The organism is Cellulomonas sp. URHD0024 (assembly GCF_000426185.1).
In the GTDB taxonomy this organism is placed as follows: domain Bacteria; phylum Actinomycetota; class Actinomycetes; order Actinomycetales; family Cellulomonadaceae; genus Cellulomonas.
On the sequence record NZ_AUEW01000004.1, the window covers coordinates 516,598 to 531,160 of the forward strand.

At 71.4% G+C, this 14,563-nt stretch carries 17 protein-coding genes; 15 read left to right on the top strand and 2 right to left on the bottom strand.

Going from position 1 to position 14,563, the window contains the following annotated elements:
- Positions 1-99 precede the first annotated feature (99 nt).
- From lepB to whiG, 8 genes are all read left to right on the top strand, one after another.
- Positions 100-954, top strand: a complete 855-nt coding sequence (gene lepB, locus I847_RS22460) for a signal peptidase I (RefSeq protein WP_369751714.1) — start codon at positions 100-102, stop codon at positions 952-954.
- Positions 951-1,673, top strand: coding sequence for a ribonuclease HII (locus I847_RS0107555; protein WP_051274559.1), 723 nt, complete (start codon positions 951-953; stop codon positions 1,671-1,673). Before lepB ends, I847_RS0107555 begins: the two co-directional genes overlap by 4 nt.
- Before the next feature lie 60 nt (positions 1,674-1,733).
- Entirely contained in the window at positions 1,734-2,057 is a 324-nt protein-coding gene (locus tag I847_RS0107560; protein ID WP_028049221.1) for a DUF2469 domain-containing protein, read from the top strand.
- A gap of 90 nt (positions 2,058-2,147) precedes the next feature.
- Entirely contained in the window at positions 2,148-2,504 is a 357-nt protein-coding gene (locus tag I847_RS0107565; RefSeq protein ID WP_028049222.1) for a YraN family protein, read from the top strand.
- The gene (locus I847_RS0107570) at positions 2,505-4,028 is read left to right on the top strand and encodes a YifB family Mg chelatase-like AAA ATPase (RefSeq protein ID WP_028049223.1); all 1,524 of its coding nucleotides are present in this window, start codon (positions 2,505-2,507) and stop codon (positions 4,026-4,028) included.
- The gene (gene dprA, locus I847_RS0107575) at positions 4,025-5,224 is read left to right on the top strand and encodes a DNA-processing protein DprA (protein ID WP_028049224.1); all 1,200 of its coding nucleotides are present in this window, start codon (positions 4,025-4,027) and stop codon (positions 5,222-5,224) included. Before I847_RS0107570 ends, dprA begins: the two co-directional genes overlap by 4 nt.
- A gap of 202 nt (positions 5,225-5,426) precedes the next feature.
- Positions 5,427-6,359 (top strand): tyrosine recombinase XerC, encoded by a 933-nt coding sequence (locus I847_RS0107580; RefSeq protein WP_034609359.1) that lies wholly within the window; start codon positions 5,427-5,429, stop codon positions 6,357-6,359.
- Positions 6,360-6,379: 20 nt separating this feature from the next.
- On the top strand, positions 6,380-7,291 hold the full coding sequence (gene whiG, locus I847_RS0107585) for an RNA polymerase sigma factor WhiG (RefSeq protein WP_028049226.1): 912 nt from the start codon (positions 6,380-6,382) through the stop codon (positions 7,289-7,291).
- A gap of 146 nt (positions 7,292-7,437) precedes the next feature.
- On the opposite strand, the gene I847_RS22465 is transcribed toward whiG, so the two are convergent.
- Both I847_RS22465 and I847_RS26640 read right to left on the bottom strand, forming a co-directional pair.
- A complete protein-coding gene (locus I847_RS22465) occupies positions 7,438-7,995 on the bottom strand; it encodes a M23 family metallopeptidase (RefSeq protein WP_081680591.1) in 558 nt (185 codons plus the stop codon).
- A gap of 276 nt (positions 7,996-8,271) precedes the next feature.
- The gene (locus I847_RS26640; RefSeq protein WP_155856048.1) at positions 8,272-8,418 is read right to left on the bottom strand and encodes a hypothetical protein; all 147 of its coding nucleotides are present in this window, start codon (positions 8,416-8,418) and stop codon (positions 8,272-8,274) included.
- Here I847_RS26640 and rpsB point away from each other — a divergent pair.
- The 7 genes from rpsB to I847_RS0107630 all read left to right on the top strand — a co-directional run bounded on the left by rpsB (position 8,417) and on the right by I847_RS0107630 (position 14,416).
- Positions 8,417-9,487, top strand: coding sequence for a 30S ribosomal protein S2 (gene rpsB / locus I847_RS22470; protein WP_034609362.1), 1,071 nt, complete (start codon positions 8,417-8,419; stop codon positions 9,485-9,487). The genes I847_RS26640 and rpsB overlap by 2 nt on opposite strands.
- 72 nt (positions 9,488-9,559) lie before the next feature.
- Positions 9,560-10,405, top strand: a complete 846-nt coding sequence (tsf, locus tag I847_RS0107605; RefSeq protein ID WP_028049227.1) for a translation elongation factor Ts — start codon at positions 9,560-9,562, stop codon at positions 10,403-10,405.
- 94 nt (positions 10,406-10,499) lie between these two features.
- Positions 10,500-11,243: a UMP kinase gene (gene pyrH, locus I847_RS0107610; protein WP_028049228.1), complete on the top strand. Its 744-nt coding sequence runs from the start codon at positions 10,500-10,502 to the stop codon at positions 11,241-11,243.
- A gap of 41 nt (positions 11,244-11,284) precedes the next feature.
- Positions 11,285-11,842, top strand: coding sequence for a ribosome recycling factor (gene frr, locus I847_RS0107615; protein ID WP_028049229.1), 558 nt, complete (start codon positions 11,285-11,287; stop codon positions 11,840-11,842).
- The gene (locus I847_RS0107620; protein WP_028049230.1) at positions 11,842-12,684 is read left to right on the top strand and encodes a phosphatidate cytidylyltransferase; all 843 of its coding nucleotides are present in this window, start codon (positions 11,842-11,844) and stop codon (positions 12,682-12,684) included. Before frr ends, I847_RS0107620 begins: the two co-directional genes overlap by 1 nt.
- 53 nt (positions 12,685-12,737) lie before the next feature.
- Complete coding sequence (gene rlmN / locus I847_RS0107625; protein ID WP_028049231.1) at positions 12,738-13,865, top strand: 23S rRNA (adenine(2503)-C(2))-methyltransferase RlmN; 1,128 nt, start codon at positions 12,738-12,740, stop codon at positions 13,863-13,865.
- A complete protein-coding gene (locus tag I847_RS0107630) occupies positions 13,862-14,416 on the top strand; it encodes a DivIVA domain-containing protein (protein ID WP_028049232.1) in 555 nt (184 codons plus the stop codon). Before rlmN ends, I847_RS0107630 begins: the two co-directional genes overlap by 4 nt.
- Positions 14,417-14,563 lie beyond the last annotated feature (147 nt).

Sequence of the window (14,563 nt, forward strand, 5' to 3'; positions counted from 1 at the left end):
ACCCAGCCGCTGCAACGAACGGCATGGCGTCCGGGCGTTCGTGGGGCCCGTCGGGTGAGCGTGTGCGCGGAACACATCTGCGCGTGCGACAGTGTTGGGGTGACCGACAGACACGGCGACGAGTTCGGCCTGGACCCAGGACCGGCGCCCTGGCCGGGGCAGGTGGCCTCCGCGAGCACGACTCCGGCACCTGCCACCACGCCCGTCGTCCCGTTCGGGCAGGTCGGACGCACGGAGCCCATCCAGACGAGGGCTCGGCGGCACGCGGTCCAGAAGCGACGGGGTGGCGCCGGCTCGCTCCTGCGCGAGACGGTCATCATCCTCGTCAGCGCGATCGTCCTGTCGTTGCTGGTCAAGACGTTCCTGGTGCAGGCGTTCTTCATCCCGAGCCCGTCCATGCACGACACCCTGATCGAGCACGACCGGATCCTCGTCAGCAAGCTGACGCCCGGCCCGTTCGACCTGCGGCGCGGTGACATCGTCGTCTTCAGGGACCCCGGTGGCTGGCTCACCAACGAGGTCGTGGTGGACCCGGGTCCGGTGCGCTCAGGCATCAACAGTGCGCTCACGTTCATCGGCCTCTATCCCGCCGACGCCAACAAGCACCTCGTCAAGCGGCTGATCGGTCTCCCCGGTGACCACGTCACCTGCGCCGGCCCAGGTGGGCAGCTCACGGTGAACGGCGTGGCCCTCGACGAGCCGTACCTGGCCGCCGGTGCCATCCCGTGCGAGAAGCCGTTCGACGTCACCGTGCCGCCGAAGAGCATGTGGGTCATGGGCGACAACCGGCAGGACTCGGCCGACTCGAGGTTCCACACGGGAGACCCGGGTGGCGGCTCCGTGCCGATCTCGAACGTCGTCGGCACAGCATTCGTGACGGTGTGGCCGCTCGAGCGGTTCGGCGTCCTCCACAACCCGAGCAGCACGTTCGCGGGCGTGCCAGACCCGTCGTGACGACGACCACGGACCGACCAGCAGGGGCGGCGCGCGCCGCGGCCCCCCGCCCGGCACCCCACCTGCGCCACGAGCGAGTTCTCCTGCGCGACGGGGCGCGACTCCTCGCCGGCATGGACGAGGTCGGTCGTGGGTCGCTGGCCGGGCCGGTCAGCGTCGGCGTCGTCGTCGTGGACGTCTCGACGCGGTCCGCGCCGCGCGGCGTCGCCGACTCCAAGCTGCTGGCGCCGGCCGCCCGCACGGCGCTGCTGCCGGCACTGCGCCGGTGGGGTCTCGCGCGGGCCGTCGGGCACGCGAGCGCCGGCGAGATCGACGAGGTCGGCATCATCGCCGCACTGCGGATCGCGGGCACCCGAGCGCTCGCCATGGTGGCGCTGGAGGTCGGACCGGTCGACGTGGTGCTGCTCGACGGCTCGCACGACTGGCTGAGCCTCCCCGCCCAAGGGGACCTCTTCGACGACGCGCCGGCGGCACCGGGGCCCCGCGTGCACCTGCGGGTGAAGGCGGATCGGTCGTGCGCGAGCGTGGCCGCGGCGAGCGTGCTGGCCAAGTGCGAGCGCGACGCGATGATGGTCGACCTCGCCACGGAGCACCCCGGATACCGGTGGGACGAGAACAAGGGCTACGCGTCCCCGGAGCACATGGCCGCACTGCGCGAGCTCGGGCCGAGCGTCCTGCACCGCAGGTCCTGGCGGCTGCCCGGGGTCGACACCGACTGAGTCGCACTGCCCGGGACGTCGCGGGCGGCCCTGCGTGCAGTGATGGGGGATGATGGGCGCGTGAGTGCCGAGGACCTGGAGAACTACGAGACCGACATGGAGCTCGCGCTCTACCGCGAGTACCGCGACGTCGTGGGGCTCTTCTCCTACGTCGTCGAGACCGAGCGCCGGTTCTACCTGGCCAACCAGGTCGACCTCCAGGTGCGCTCTGCTGCCGGTGAGGTCTACTTCGAGCTGTCCCTCGGCGACGCCTGGGTGTGGGACGTGTACCGCTCCGCGCGGTTCGTGAAGTCGGTGCGCGTGGTCACGTTCAAGGACGTCAACGTCGAGGAGCTCGCCAAGGCTGAGCTGGACCTGGGCGGCAGCGCCGGCTTCGCCCGCTGACCCGACCACAACCCCGCTCGCTCTGCGGCGCCGAGGGGCGCGCGTCGATTGTGGTCTCCACCTGGCAGCGTCGTTCCCGGAGGTGGTCCGGTGCGCGCGAAGGACGCAGTGGGGCGGTACGGGGAGGACGTGGCCGAGGCGCATGTGCGTGGCCGCGGATGGCAGGTGCTCGAACGCAACTGGCGGTGCCGGGACGGTGAGCTCGACCTGGTCGCGCTGGACGGCGACGAGCTCGTGGTGGTGGAGGTCAAGACCCGCCGTTCGACGGCGTACGGGCATCCCGCAGAGGCCGTGACCGCCGTGAAGCTCGCTCGGGTGCGACGACTCGCTGCGCAGTGGCTGGCGGTGCACGACGTGCACCCCCGCTCGGTCCGGGTCGACGTGATCGCCGTGCTCCTGCTGCGGGGTCGCAGGGCGCAGGTCGACCACCTCGTCGGGGTGGTCTAGATGGCGCTCGGCCGGACCCTGGGTGTGGCTCTCGTCGGGCTCACCGGGCACGTGGTGGACGTCGAGGCTCACCTTGCCCCCTCGCTGCCCGCATTCACCCTCGTCGGACTGCCCGACGCCTCCCTCGCCGAGTCGCGGGACCGGGTCCGCGCTGCGGTGACCTCGTCCGGCCTGGCATGGCCCAACCGACGGATCACCGTGAACCTGTCGCCGGCCACCCTGCCCAAGTCGGGCTCCGGCTTCGACCTGGCGATCGCCGTCGCCACGCTCGCCGGGGCGGAGGCGATCGACCCCACCGGCCCCCACGGCGTGGTGCACCTCGGCGAGCTCGGCCTCGACGGACGTCTGCGTCCCGTGCGCGGGGTGCTGCCTGCCGTCGCCGCGGCAGTCGCTGCCGGGCGTCGTCGGGTGGTCGTCGCCGAGGCGAACGTGGCCGAGGCGCGGCTCGTGCCCGGCGCGGAGGTGGTCGGGGCTCGCAGCCTCGCGCAGGTGGCCGCCGGCTACGGCGCCGATGTCGCTGTCCCGGCCCTGCCGGCCGTCGAACCGGAGCCGGTCCAGACCAGACCCCGCCTGGCCGCGCTCGACCTCGCGGACGTCATGGGCCAGGACGACGCCCGGGCGTGTCTCGAGGTAGCCGCGGCCGGCAGCCACCACCTGCTGATGGTCGGGCCTCCGGGCACCGGCAAGACGATGCTCGCGGCCCGCTTGCCCGGCCTCCTCCCGGATCTCTGCGAGGCCGATGCCGTCGAGGTCACTGCGGTGCACTCCGTGGCCGGCGCGTTCGATCCGGGCGACGGGCTCCTCCGCAGACCGCCGTTCGAGGACCCGCACCACACGGCGACACCCGCGAGCGTGATCGGTGGCGGGTCCGGCGTGCCGCGTCCGGGTGCGGCGTCCCGGGCGCACCGGGGTGTCTTGTTCCTCGACGAGGCGCCGGAGTTCAGTACGGCGGTCCTCCAGACGCTGAGGCAGCCGCTCGAGCACGGTGAGCTCGTGCTGCACCGCGCAGCAGGCACGGCGCGGTATCCGGCGCGGTTCCAGCTCGTGCTCGCGGCGAACCCGTGCCCGTGCGGCCAAGCGGTCGGCAAGGGGCTCGCATGCACGTGCCGGAGCGAGCAGCGCCGACGGTACTTCGGCAAGCTGTCCGGGCCGTTGCTGGACCGGGTGGACCTGCAGGTGGAGCTCGGACCGGCGCGTGCGGGCTCCGTCGCGGGCGAGTCGACCGCGCAGGTGGCCGCTCGGGTCCTGGGGGCGCGCGCCGCACAGGCGGCCCGTCTGGCGGGAACGCCCTGGCGGACGAACGGCGACGTGCCGGGCGGGTGGCTCCGTGACCGGCTGGGCCCGGACCGCACGCTCATGGCGGACCTCGACCGGGCGCTGGACCGCGGCACGCTCAGCCTGCGCGGGGTGGACCGGGTTCTGAGGGTGGCGTGGACGCTCGCCGACCTCGAGGGCCGGAGCGCGCCGGGGCGGTCCCAGGTCGGCCGTGCGCTCCTGCTGCGCACCCGGGGGAACGGCGCGTGAGCGCTCACGAGGACGACGTCCGTGCGCGGTCGACCTGGAGTGCGCTGGCCGAGCCGGGCGACGTCGTCGCGGGGACCCTCGTCGAGACTATGGGCGCGTCGGACGCCCTCCAGTGGGTGCGCGGCGCGGCAGAGCGACTCTCCGAGTCGCAGTGGCGGGAGCTCGAGGATCGGTGCGGCGCCCTGACGCCGGCGGTCCGGGCGCGGATCGCGCGCGCGGTGGTCCGGTGGGCCGGCCGGCTCGGTGACGCCGACCCGGTCCGGAGCCTGGACCTGCTCGAGCGGCTCGGCGGTGTGCTGCTCGTGCCGTCGGACCCGCGGTGGCCCGACGGCCTCAGCTCCCTCGGCGTCGAGTCGCCGTTCTGCCTGTGGGTCCGCGGTTCGACGGATCTTCGCGCCGTCCTGCTGCGGTCGGTCTCGATCGTCGGGTCGCGGGCGTCGACGACCTACGGCGAGCGTGTCGCGTTCGACCTCGCCGAGGGCCTGACCAGGCGTGACGTGTGCGTGGTGTCCGGCGGCGCCTACGGGATCGACGCGGCGGCGCACCGGGGCGCGGTGGCGCGCGACGGTGCCACGCTCGTCGTCCTGGCAGGGGGCGTCGACCGGGCGTACCCGGCCGGCAACGCCGGGCTGCTCGAGGCGGTGGTCTCGGCGGGCGGTGCCCTCGTGTCGGAGGTGCCGCCGCAGAGCCTGCCCACCAAGAGCCGGTTCCTGCAGCGGAACCGGCTGATCGCAGCGTCGTCCCTGACGACCGTCGTCGTGGAGGCGGCGTGGCGCTCGGGGGCCATGAGCACAGCGCACCACGCCGCGCGGTTGCTCCGACCGGTCGGTGCCGTGCCCGGTCCGGTGACATCGGCGGCGTCCGCGGGGTGCCATCGGCTGCTCCGGGAGGGCGTCGCGGTCTGCGTGACGGACGTCGACGAGGTGAGCGAGCTCGCCGGACTGTCGGGTGCGGGGATCACCGGGGCCGAGCTGGCGGCCGACGCGGGCGCCCGACGCCCCACGGATCACCTCGACCCCGTCGCGCGTCTCGTTCTGGACGCGCTGCCGCGCCGGACGGGCTCGGAGGTCGCGCGCGTCGCATCCGCCGCCGGCGTCTCGGGGGCGGAGGCCAGCGCCGCGCTGGGGCTCCTGGAGCTCGACGGCTGGGTAGTTCGGCGGGGCAACCGGTGGCTTCTGGCCCGGATGTCCGAATGATGCCGGACCCAAATGTCCAGCGGACGCGCCGATGGCGCGGCCAGGAGATTGCAGGGTGAGCCCAAGAGCGGGTGAAAAAAACGGACACACGTCCAATGGGTGCTCGGCGAATCGGACATTCGACCTGGAATCGCCCAGCATTAGGCCGTAGGTGTGAAAGCCGCGCTTGTTCCTGAGGCCATTTCACGCCACCGTAGTGGACATGAACGTGGCCGAGATCACCCCAGGGACGCCCAGCCGGGCGAGCATCCTTGCTGCGTTCTCCGACCACCTGACGGCCCAGCGTGGCTTGTCGGAGCATTCGGTTCGGGCATATCTGGGCGATGTGGACCTGCTTCTCGGATATGCCTCACGGCACGGTGCCGCGACCTTGGCGGACATTGATCTGGCCACCTTGCGCGGCTGGCTCGGCTCCATGGCGACGGCCCAGCGGAGTCGTTCTACGCTCGCCCGCCGCGGTGCAGCCGTCCGGACGTTCTTCGCCTGGGCCACCCGCACCGAGCTCGTCGCCACCGATCCCGCGGTGCGTCTGGCCACGGCTCGCGCAGCATCCCCGCTGCCGACCGTGCTGCGCGCCGAGCCGGTCGCGCAGCTGCTCGACTCGGCCGGCGAGCGTGCCGCCGACGACGACGCGATCCACCTGCGCGACTGGGCGCTCCTCGAGCTGCTCTACGCGACCGGCGTCCGGGTGGGCGAGGTCGTCGGGGCAGACCTGACCGACGCCGACCCGTCCGAGCGGACCATCCGTGTCGTGGGCAAGGGCGACAAGGAGCGGGTCGTCCCGTTCGGTCGCCCCGCGGAGCTCGCGCTGCGCGCGTGGCTCGAGCGTGGCCGCCCGCAGCTCGCCCAGCCCACCTCGCCGAAGGCCGTGTTCCTCGGCCGTCGCGGCGGTCGCCTGGACCAGCGCCAGGCGCGCGCGGTCGTCCACCAGGCCGCAGCCCTCGCCGGCGTCGACGACGTCGCACCCCACGCACTGCGCCACACCGCAGCGACCCACCTTCTCGAGGGTGGGTCCGACCTGCGCAGCGTCCAGGAGATCCTCGGTCACTCGAGCCTCGCCACGACGCAGCGCTACACCCATGTCTCCGCCGAGCGTCTGCGATCGGCGTTCCAGCAGGCGCACCCCCGAGCATGACGGACACGACGGAGTCGACCATGACCACTCAGCTGGATGCCGCATACAACGTGCACACGCGGTCCACGGGTACTGCGCCCGAGGGCGTGATCCCGCAGCCGCGCGCTTCCGCAGCCGAGCTGCTCGCCGAGGTCCCCACGCAGCGAGGCCCAGCGCCGAGCCGGACCGCCGAGGACATCGAAGCGGTCTGGGACGAGTACAAGGCCACGGCGGTCCCGCGGGCCCGTGAGCGCCTGATCCTGCACTACGCGCCCCTCGTCAACGCCGTCGCCGGCCGCGTGGGCATGCGACTGCCGAGCACCGTGGAGCAGGCCGACCTCGTCTCGTACGGGATGTTCGGCCTCATCGACGCCATCGAGAAGTACCAGACCGACCGTGCGGTGAAGTTCGAGTCCTACGCCTCCTCCCGCATCCGTGGCGCGATCATCGACGAGCTCCGCGCGATGGACTGGGTCCCGCGCTCGGTCCGTACCAAGGCCCGTTCCGTCGACCGCGCCTACGCCGAGCTCGAGGCCAAGCTGCACCGCACGCCCAGCGAGGCCGAGGTTGCCACGCACCTCGAGATGCCGGTCGAGGACCTGCGCGCGATCTACTCCCAGCTGTCCACCGTCAACGTGGCTGCCCTCGACGAGCTGCTCGGTGGCGGCGAGGACCGTCCCGGCGGCGTCTCCCTGGGGGACACCCTGGGTGACGAGCGGTCGCAGGACCCGGCCGGTTCGCTCGAGGCCGCGGAGACCAAGTTCCTGCTCGCCCGGGCCATCGAGTGTCTCGGCGAGCGTGAGCGCATCGTCGTCGTTCTCTACTACTACGAGGGCATGACGCTCGCGGAGATCGGTCGAGTCCTGGGTGTCACGGAGTCGCGGATCTCGCAGATGCACACGGCGGCGATGGTTCGGCTGCGCACCCGTCTGATGGACGCCGAACGCATCTGACCTCCGTCTGACGACGCCGGACGCCGACACGGCGCACCCAGGGACCGACGTGACGTTCCGAGGCGGAAGAGCCGACGCCCGACGTCGGGATGCTCCGACGTCGCGATGCTCGGACGTCTGACGCGCGACCCCGCTGCGCTCAGGCGTCACGACAGCAGCACCACCGGTCCAGCACCCGGGAGAAGACCCAAGGGGTCGACGTAGCTGCCCTCCAGCCGCACGCCCCAGTGCAGGCACGCCTGCGGTGCGCAGTGGGAACCGCTCGACTCGAGCGTGCCGACCGGCTGACCGAGCACCACGCTGGTCCCGACGCCGACCGAGGGGCTGACAGGCTCGACGCTCGACCGCCGACCGTCCGGGTGGGCCACGGTCACGACTCCGCGACCGGCGACCGACCCGGCGAACGTGACGACGCCGCCCCCAGGAGCGAGCACCGGCGCTCCGGCCACCGAACGGAGGTCGACGCCGCGATGGCCGGCCGACCACAGGTGCTCCGGTGCTTCGAACCGACGAGCGACGTCGGGCGTTCCCCCCAGGGGGAGACCGTAGGTGGACGCCGCGCCGACGGCTGCCCGCTCCGACGATGCGGGCACGGCCGAGCCGAGCACGCCGAACACCACCAGCAGCACGAGCGCGCAGACCGCGAACCCCACCGCCAGGGTGAGTCGACGAGGCTGCGTGGGTCGCTGGGGAGCTCCGGCCATGGCGCCACTGTGCGCCCGCCCCGCCCGACGCGGGGGAGTGAGCGGGGCGTGAACCTCGCCCGAGGGCTGGGGACGGCTCGCGGCCGGCGTCGAGCCGTGTTCGGACCTTCTGCAAGCATCGGCTAAACTAGTTGCGCGACCGGTCCGTACCGGTCGACTTCGCGCGTCATCCTCCCGATCCGGGAGCCTGCCTGCGCCTCGAAGCTTCGGCCTCGTGGCTCGGTGAGCACCAGGACGGGGTCGATCTCCGCAGCGGTCCGGCGAGTGCACACGTGGTCACACGGTGCAGCCGTCCGGAGCGGGCGACGACATGGCGCCAGGGGCGACGACCACATGGTCGGAGCCGACAACCGAGATGCGGACCTCTCGCAGGTCCGCCACTGACGCGTGCACCTCACGGTGCGCGCCGGAAGGACGTGCCATGGCCGTCGTGACCATGCGCCAGCTGCTCGAGAGCGGTGTCCACTTCGGACACCAGACCCGGCGCTGGAACCCCAAGATGAAGCGCTTCATCTTCACCGAGCGCAACGGCATCTACATCGTCGACCTGCAGCAGTCGCTGTCCTACATCGACCGCGCGTACGACTTCGTCAGCCAGACCGTCGCCCACGGCGGCACGATCCTGTTCGTCGGCACCAAGAAGCAGGCGCAGGAGCCGGTCGCCGACCAGGCCGCCCGCGTCGGCATGCCGTACGTCAACCAGCGCTGGCTCGGCGGGATGCTCACCAACTTCAGCACCGTGCACAAGCGCCTGCAGCGCCTCAAGGAGCTCGAGCAGATCGACTTCGACGACGTGGCGGGCTCGAACCTCACGAAGAAGGAGCTGCTCGTCCTGCGCCGCGAGAAGGACAAGCTCGCGAAGACGCTCGGCGGCATCCGCGACATGGCCAAGGTTCCCTCGGCCGTGTGGATCGTGGACACGAACAAGGAGCACCTTGCCGTCAACGAGGCGCGCAAGCTCGGCATCCCGGTCGTCGCGATCCTGGACACCAACTGCGACCCCGACGTCGTCGACTACCCGATCCCGGGCAACGACGACGCCATCCGCGCCGTGCAGCTGCTGACCCGCGTCATCGCGGACGCCGCTGCCGACGGTCTGCTGAAGCGTCACTCGGGTCGCACCGCGGCCGCCGAGGGCGCCGACGCCGACGCCGAGCCGCTGGCCGAGTGGGAGCGCGAGCTGCTTGCCGGTGCCGAGGCAGGCCTTGCCGCCGACGCGGCAGTCGTGACCGAGGACGCTGCCGACGAGGCAGCCTCTGCCGAGGCCGTCGAGGCGATCGCCGAGGCAGTTGCCGAGGAGATCGTCGCCGAAGCTGCCGTCGAGGAGGCCGCAGTCGAGGCCGTCGCCGAGGCGCTCGTCGCCGAGGGCGTCGAGGCTGAGGTCGCGCTCGAGGTCGCCGAGGAGGTCGTCGCCGAGGCCGTTGCCGAGGAGGCCGCCGCTGACGAGACCGCGGCCGACGAGGCCACCGAGGGCGACACCGACGCCAAGTGAGTTGATCCGGCCGCCGCGAGGCGGCCGGATCCCCGCTCGATCATCACGACACAAGCAGAACGGACACGACTGATGGCGAACTACTCGCTCGCAGACATCAAGGCGCTGCGCGAGAAGACCGGTGCCGGAATGATGGACGTCAAGAAGGCGCTCGAAGAGGCCGACGGCGACTCCGACAAGGCGCTCGAGATCATCCGCGTCAAGGGCCTCAAGGGCGTCGGCAAGCGTGAGGGCCGTGCCGCCTCGGACGGCCTCGTCGTCGCTCACGTGGGCCCGACGGCCGACGGTGAGGGGCAGACGGGCGTGCTCGTCGAGATCAACTCCGAGACCGACTTCGTCGCCAAGAGCCCGAACTTCGTCGCTCTGGCGGACCGGGTCCTGACGGTCGCGATCGACAGCCCCGCCCGCGACGCGGAGGGGCTGCTGGCCACCGAGGTCGACGGCTCCAGCGTGCAGACGATCGTCGACGAGACGGCCGCCACCCTGGGTGAGCGCATCGTCGTGCGTCGTCTGGCCCGCGTGGCCGGCGAGCACGTCGAGGTCTACCTGCACAAGGTCAGCAAGGACCTGCCGCCGCAGGTCGGCGTCCTCGTGGCGACCGACGCCGCCGGCGCCGGTGTGGCCCGCGACATCGCGACGCACATCGCGGCGTTCTCGCCCACGTACCTCACCCGCGAGGAGGTCTCGGCCGACGTCGTCGCGAACGAGCGCCACATCGCCGAGGAGACGGCGCGCAACGAGGGCAAGCCCGAAGCCGCACTGCCGAAGATCATCGAGGGCCGTCTCAACGGCTTCTTCAAGGAGAACGTCCTGCTCGAGCAGGCGTTCGCCAAGGACAACAAGAAGACGGTCGCCCAGGTCCTCTCCGAGGCCGGCGGCACGCTGACGGGCTTCGTGCGCTACCGCGTGGGAGCCTGACACCTGTGCATGTGACGGTGGCCCCGATCCGACTGGGTCGGGGCCACCGTCACAACCGGGTACGGAACGAGCAGACCACTTCTCAGGAGGCGACGTGAGCCAGGACCACAGCACCGCACGCGGAGCTGTTCCGGAGCGTCGAGTCCTGCTCAAGCTGTCGGGCGAGACCTTCGGCGGCGGCGACATCGGCCTCGCCGCGGACGTGGTCCAGCGCGTGGCCGCCGAGATCGCGATTGCGGTCCGGAGCGGCGTCCAGGTGGCGATCGTCGTCGGCGGTGGCAACTTCTTCCGCGGCGCCGAGCTCTCGCAGCGCGGACTCGACCGGGCGCGCGCTGACTACATGGGCATGCTCGGGACGGTGATGAACTGCCTGGCGCTGCAGGACTTCCTGGAGCAGGCCGGCGTGAGCACCCGCGTGCAGACAGCCATCACGATGGGTCAGGTCGCCGAGCCGTACATCCCGCTGCGCGCGATCCGGCACCTCGAGAAGGGCCGCGTCGTCATCTTCGGCGCCGGCGCCGGCATGCCGTACTTCTCGACGGACACCGTGAGCGTGCAGCGTGCCCTCGAGACGCACTGCCACGAGGTGCTCATGGGCAAGAACGGTGTCGACGGCGTCTACTCGGCCGACCCGCGCAAGGACCCGGATGCGGTCAAGCTCGAGCACCTGACCTACACCGACGCCCTGGTCAACGACCTCGGCGTCATGGACGGATCGGCCCTCAGCCTGTGCCGGGACAACGACGTCCGCATGCGCGTCTTCGGCCTCGAAGAGCCGGGGAACGTCACTCGAGCGCTGCAGGGTGAGAAGATCGGCACGCTGATCACAGCCAACTGATCTGACCCGTTCGGACAACACGAGACGACGAAGGAGCTCCGGTGATCGACGACACCCTCTTCGAGGCTGAAGAGAAGATGGACAAGGCCGTCGAGGTCGCCAAGGAGGACTTCTCGACGATCCGCACAGGCCGTGCGAACGCGGCGATGTTCTCCAAGATCTTCGTCGACTACTACGGCAGCCCGACACCGCTGCAGCAGCTCGCGTCGTTCAACGTGACCGAGGCCCGCACGATCCTCGTCTCGCCGTTCGACAAGTCGTCGACGGTCGCGATCGAGAAGGCGCTGCGTGACTCGGACCTCGGGGTGAACCCGACCAACGACGGCAACGTGATCCGCGTGGTCCTGCCCACGCTCACCCAGGACCGCCGCAAGGACTTCGTGAAGCTGGCCAAGACCAAGGCCGAGGACGCGCGCATCTCGGTGCGCAACGTGCGCCGTCGTGCCAAGGAGGAGCTCGACCGGATCGTCAAGGACGGCGAGGCGGGCGAGGACGAGGTCGGCCGGGCGGAGAAGGAGCTCGAGGCCCTGACGAAGAAGCACGTCGAGCTCATCGACCAGCTTCTCTCGTCCAAGGAGAACGAGCTGCTCGAGGTCTGATGTCGGACACAGCCATCGCCAGCACCCGCACACCGCGATCGGGTCGTGACCTCCCGGTCGCGATCGTCGTCGGCGTCGGCCTGCTCATCCTCGTGGTGGCGTCGCTGTTCATCCGCAAGGAAGCGTTCGGGGTCCTGGCGATCGTCGCGATCTGCGCGGGCCTGTGGGAGCTGGCACAGGCGTTCACGCGCCGGGACATCCACATCCCGCTTCTCCCGCTGCTCGTCGGCGCCGTCGGGATCCTCGTCTCCGCGTACACGGCCGGACCCGAGGCGCTGTTCGTGTCGTTCATGCTCACGGTCGGCGGTGTCGTCGTCTGGCGCGTGCTCGACGGCAGCGGTCAGCCCGCCCTGCGGGACGTGACCGCGGGCGCCTTCGCCGCCGCCTACCTGCCGTTCCTGGCCGGGTTCGTCATGCTCATGCTCGCGGAGCCCGACGGCCCGTCGCGCGTCATGCTCTTCATCCTGCTCTGCGTGGCCAACGACACCGGCGGGTACACCGTCGGGGTCCTGCTGGGCAAGCACCCGCTCGCGCCGTCCGTCAGCCCGAAGAAGACCTGGGAGGGTCTGCTGGGGTCGATCGTCCTCGCGTGCGTTGTCGGTGTCGTCGGTGTGCAGGTCGCCTTCGCCGGTGAGCCGCTGGTCGGGGTGTTCCTCGGCCTTGCCACGGTGGTCACCGCCACCCTCGGCGACCTGAGCGAGTCGATGCTCAAGCGCGACCTGGAGCTCAAGGACATGGGCCGGCTCATCCCCGGTCACGGCGGCCTGCTCGACCGGCTCGACTCCCTTCTGCTGACCGTCCCGGCGGTCTACCTCGTCCTGTCGGTCCTGCAGCCGGCCTGACCCCTTCCGTTCAGGCGGCCGCACCCGCCAGCCCGACCCGAGAGGGGGTACCCATGACCGGTACACCCGTCCGCCTCGACCTGTCCTCGCCCAGCCGCGGACCGCGGGGCAAGCCCCCCAAGCACTTCGTCGACCTCACGCCCGAGCAGCGGATCGACGCGGTCACCGAGCTGGGGGAGAAGCCGTTCCGCGCCAAGCAGCTGGCGACGCACTACTTCACGCACCTGTCCAACGACCCCGCGACGATGACCGACCTGCCCAAGGCGACGCGCGACAAGCTGGTCGAGGGCCTCTTCCCCCGCCTGCTGACCGCGCACAAGACCATGACGGCGGACAACGGCACGACGGTCAAGACGCTCTGGCACCTGTTCGACGGCGCCAAGGTCGAGTCCGTCCTCATGCGGTACAAGAACCGGACCACGCTCTGCATCTCGAGCCAGGCCGGCTGCGGTCTGGCGTGCGCGTTCTGCGCGACGGGCCAGATGGGGCTCACGCGCAACCTGTCGACCGCGGAGATCGTCGAGCAGGTCCGGGCCGCCGGCCGCATGCTCGCCGACGGCGAGGTGCCGGGCGGCCCGACGCGGCTGACGAACGTCGTGTTCATGGGTATGGGCGAGCCGCTCGCCAACTACAAGTCGGTGATGGAGACCGTGCGTCGACTCGTCGCGCCGACGCCCGACGGCCTGGGCATGTCCGCCCGCAACATCACGGTCTCCACTGTGGGCATGGTCCCGGCGATGAACAAGCTTGCCGGCGAGGGCATCCCGGTGACCCTCGCGCTGTCCCTGCACGCGCCCGACGACGAGCTGCGCAGCGAGCTCGTGCCGGTCAACACGCGCTGGTCGGTGGCCGAGGCGATCGATTCGGCGCACCGCTACTTCGTCGCGACCGGCCGCCGCGTCTCGATCGAGTACGCGATGATGCGCGACATCAACGACCAGGCGTGGCGCGCGGACCTGCTCGGCGAGCTGCTCAACCAGCGCGGTCGGGGCTGGGTGCACTGCAACCCGATCCCGCTGAACCCGGTACCGGGTTCGAAGTGGACCGCGAGCGATCCGCAGGTCGAGCAGGAGTTCGTGGCACGCTTGCGGGCGCACGGGATCCCGACGACAGTCCGGGACACGCGCGGCAGCGAGATCGACGGTGCCTGCGGCCAGCTCGCAGCAGAGGAGGACGAGTGAGTGACGGCATGTTCCGGACCGTCTCCGGTCTGAAGCAGGGCTACGACCCGGACGAGGTCGACGACTTCTTCGCCCACGCACGGGCGGTGTACGAGCAGGGGCCGGCCTCGGCGCTGTCGAGCAAGGACGTGCGGGGCGTGGCGTTCGACATGGTCCGGGGTGGGTACGTCACGGCAGCCGTCGACGCGGCGCTGGACCGCCTCGAGGCGGCGTTCGTCGCCCGCGCTCGCGCCGAGTTCATCGCGACGCAGGGTCAGCCCGCGTGGATGGCCAAGCTCAGCGAGCAGGCCCGCACGCTCTACGGCCGCCTCGGCCGGCCCGACGGCGACCGGTTCGCGCCGCCGGAACGTCGGCAAGCAGGCTACGAGGCCGCCGACGTCGACGAGCTCTGCCGTCGCCTTGTCGCCTACTTCGACACGGGCGCGCCCCTCGCCGCCGCCGAGGTGCGGGCGGCCACGTTCCGCCGCCGCAAGGGCCCGAACGCCTACGCCGAGGCGCCGGTCGACGCGTTCCTCGCCCGCGCTGTCGAGGTTCTGCTCGGCGTGGAGTGAGTCGACCGAGGTGAGAGAGGCCGCGCGGGTTGCGCGGCCTCTCTCGTCGTCCCAGCCGTCCTCGCGCTTGAAGGTTCGCGCCCCGAGCTGCTCGTCCGCGGCCGTGCGGTGGCTCAGCCGTCCTCGCGCTTGAAGGTTCGCGCCCCG

Bases quoted from the DNA above. Each gene is read 5' to 3' on its own strand.
- I847_RS0107570 (WP_028049223.1), top strand. From the start codon at position 2,505: ATGGCGCTCGGCCGGACCCTGGGTGTGGCTCTCGTCGGGCTCACCGGG.
- I847_RS0107580 (WP_034609359.1), top strand. From the start codon at position 5,427: ATGAACGTGGCCGAGATCACCCCAGGGACGCCCAGCCGGGCGAGCATC.
- whiG (WP_028049226.1), top strand. From the start codon at position 6,380: ATGACCACTCAGCTGGATGCCGCATACAACGTGCACACGCGGTCCACG.
- I847_RS22465 (WP_081680591.1), bottom strand. From the start codon at position 7,995: ATGGCCGGAGCTCCCCAGCGACCCACGCAGCCTCGTCGACTCACCCTG.
- rpsB (WP_034609362.1), top strand. From the start codon at position 8,417: ATGGCCGTCGTGACCATGCGCCAGCTGCTCGAGAGCGGTGTCCACTTC.
- I847_RS26640 (WP_155856048.1), bottom strand. From the start codon at position 8,418: ATGGCACGTCCTTCCGGCGCGCACCGTGAGGTGCACGCGTCAGTGGCG.
- tsf (WP_028049227.1), top strand. From the start codon at position 9,560: ATGGCGAACTACTCGCTCGCAGACATCAAGGCGCTGCGCGAGAAGACC.
- I847_RS0107620 (WP_028049230.1), top strand. From the start codon at position 11,842: ATGTCGGACACAGCCATCGCCAGCACCCGCACACCGCGATCGGGTCGT.
- rlmN (WP_028049231.1), top strand. From the start codon at position 12,738: ATGACCGGTACACCCGTCCGCCTCGACCTGTCCTCGCCCAGCCGCGGA.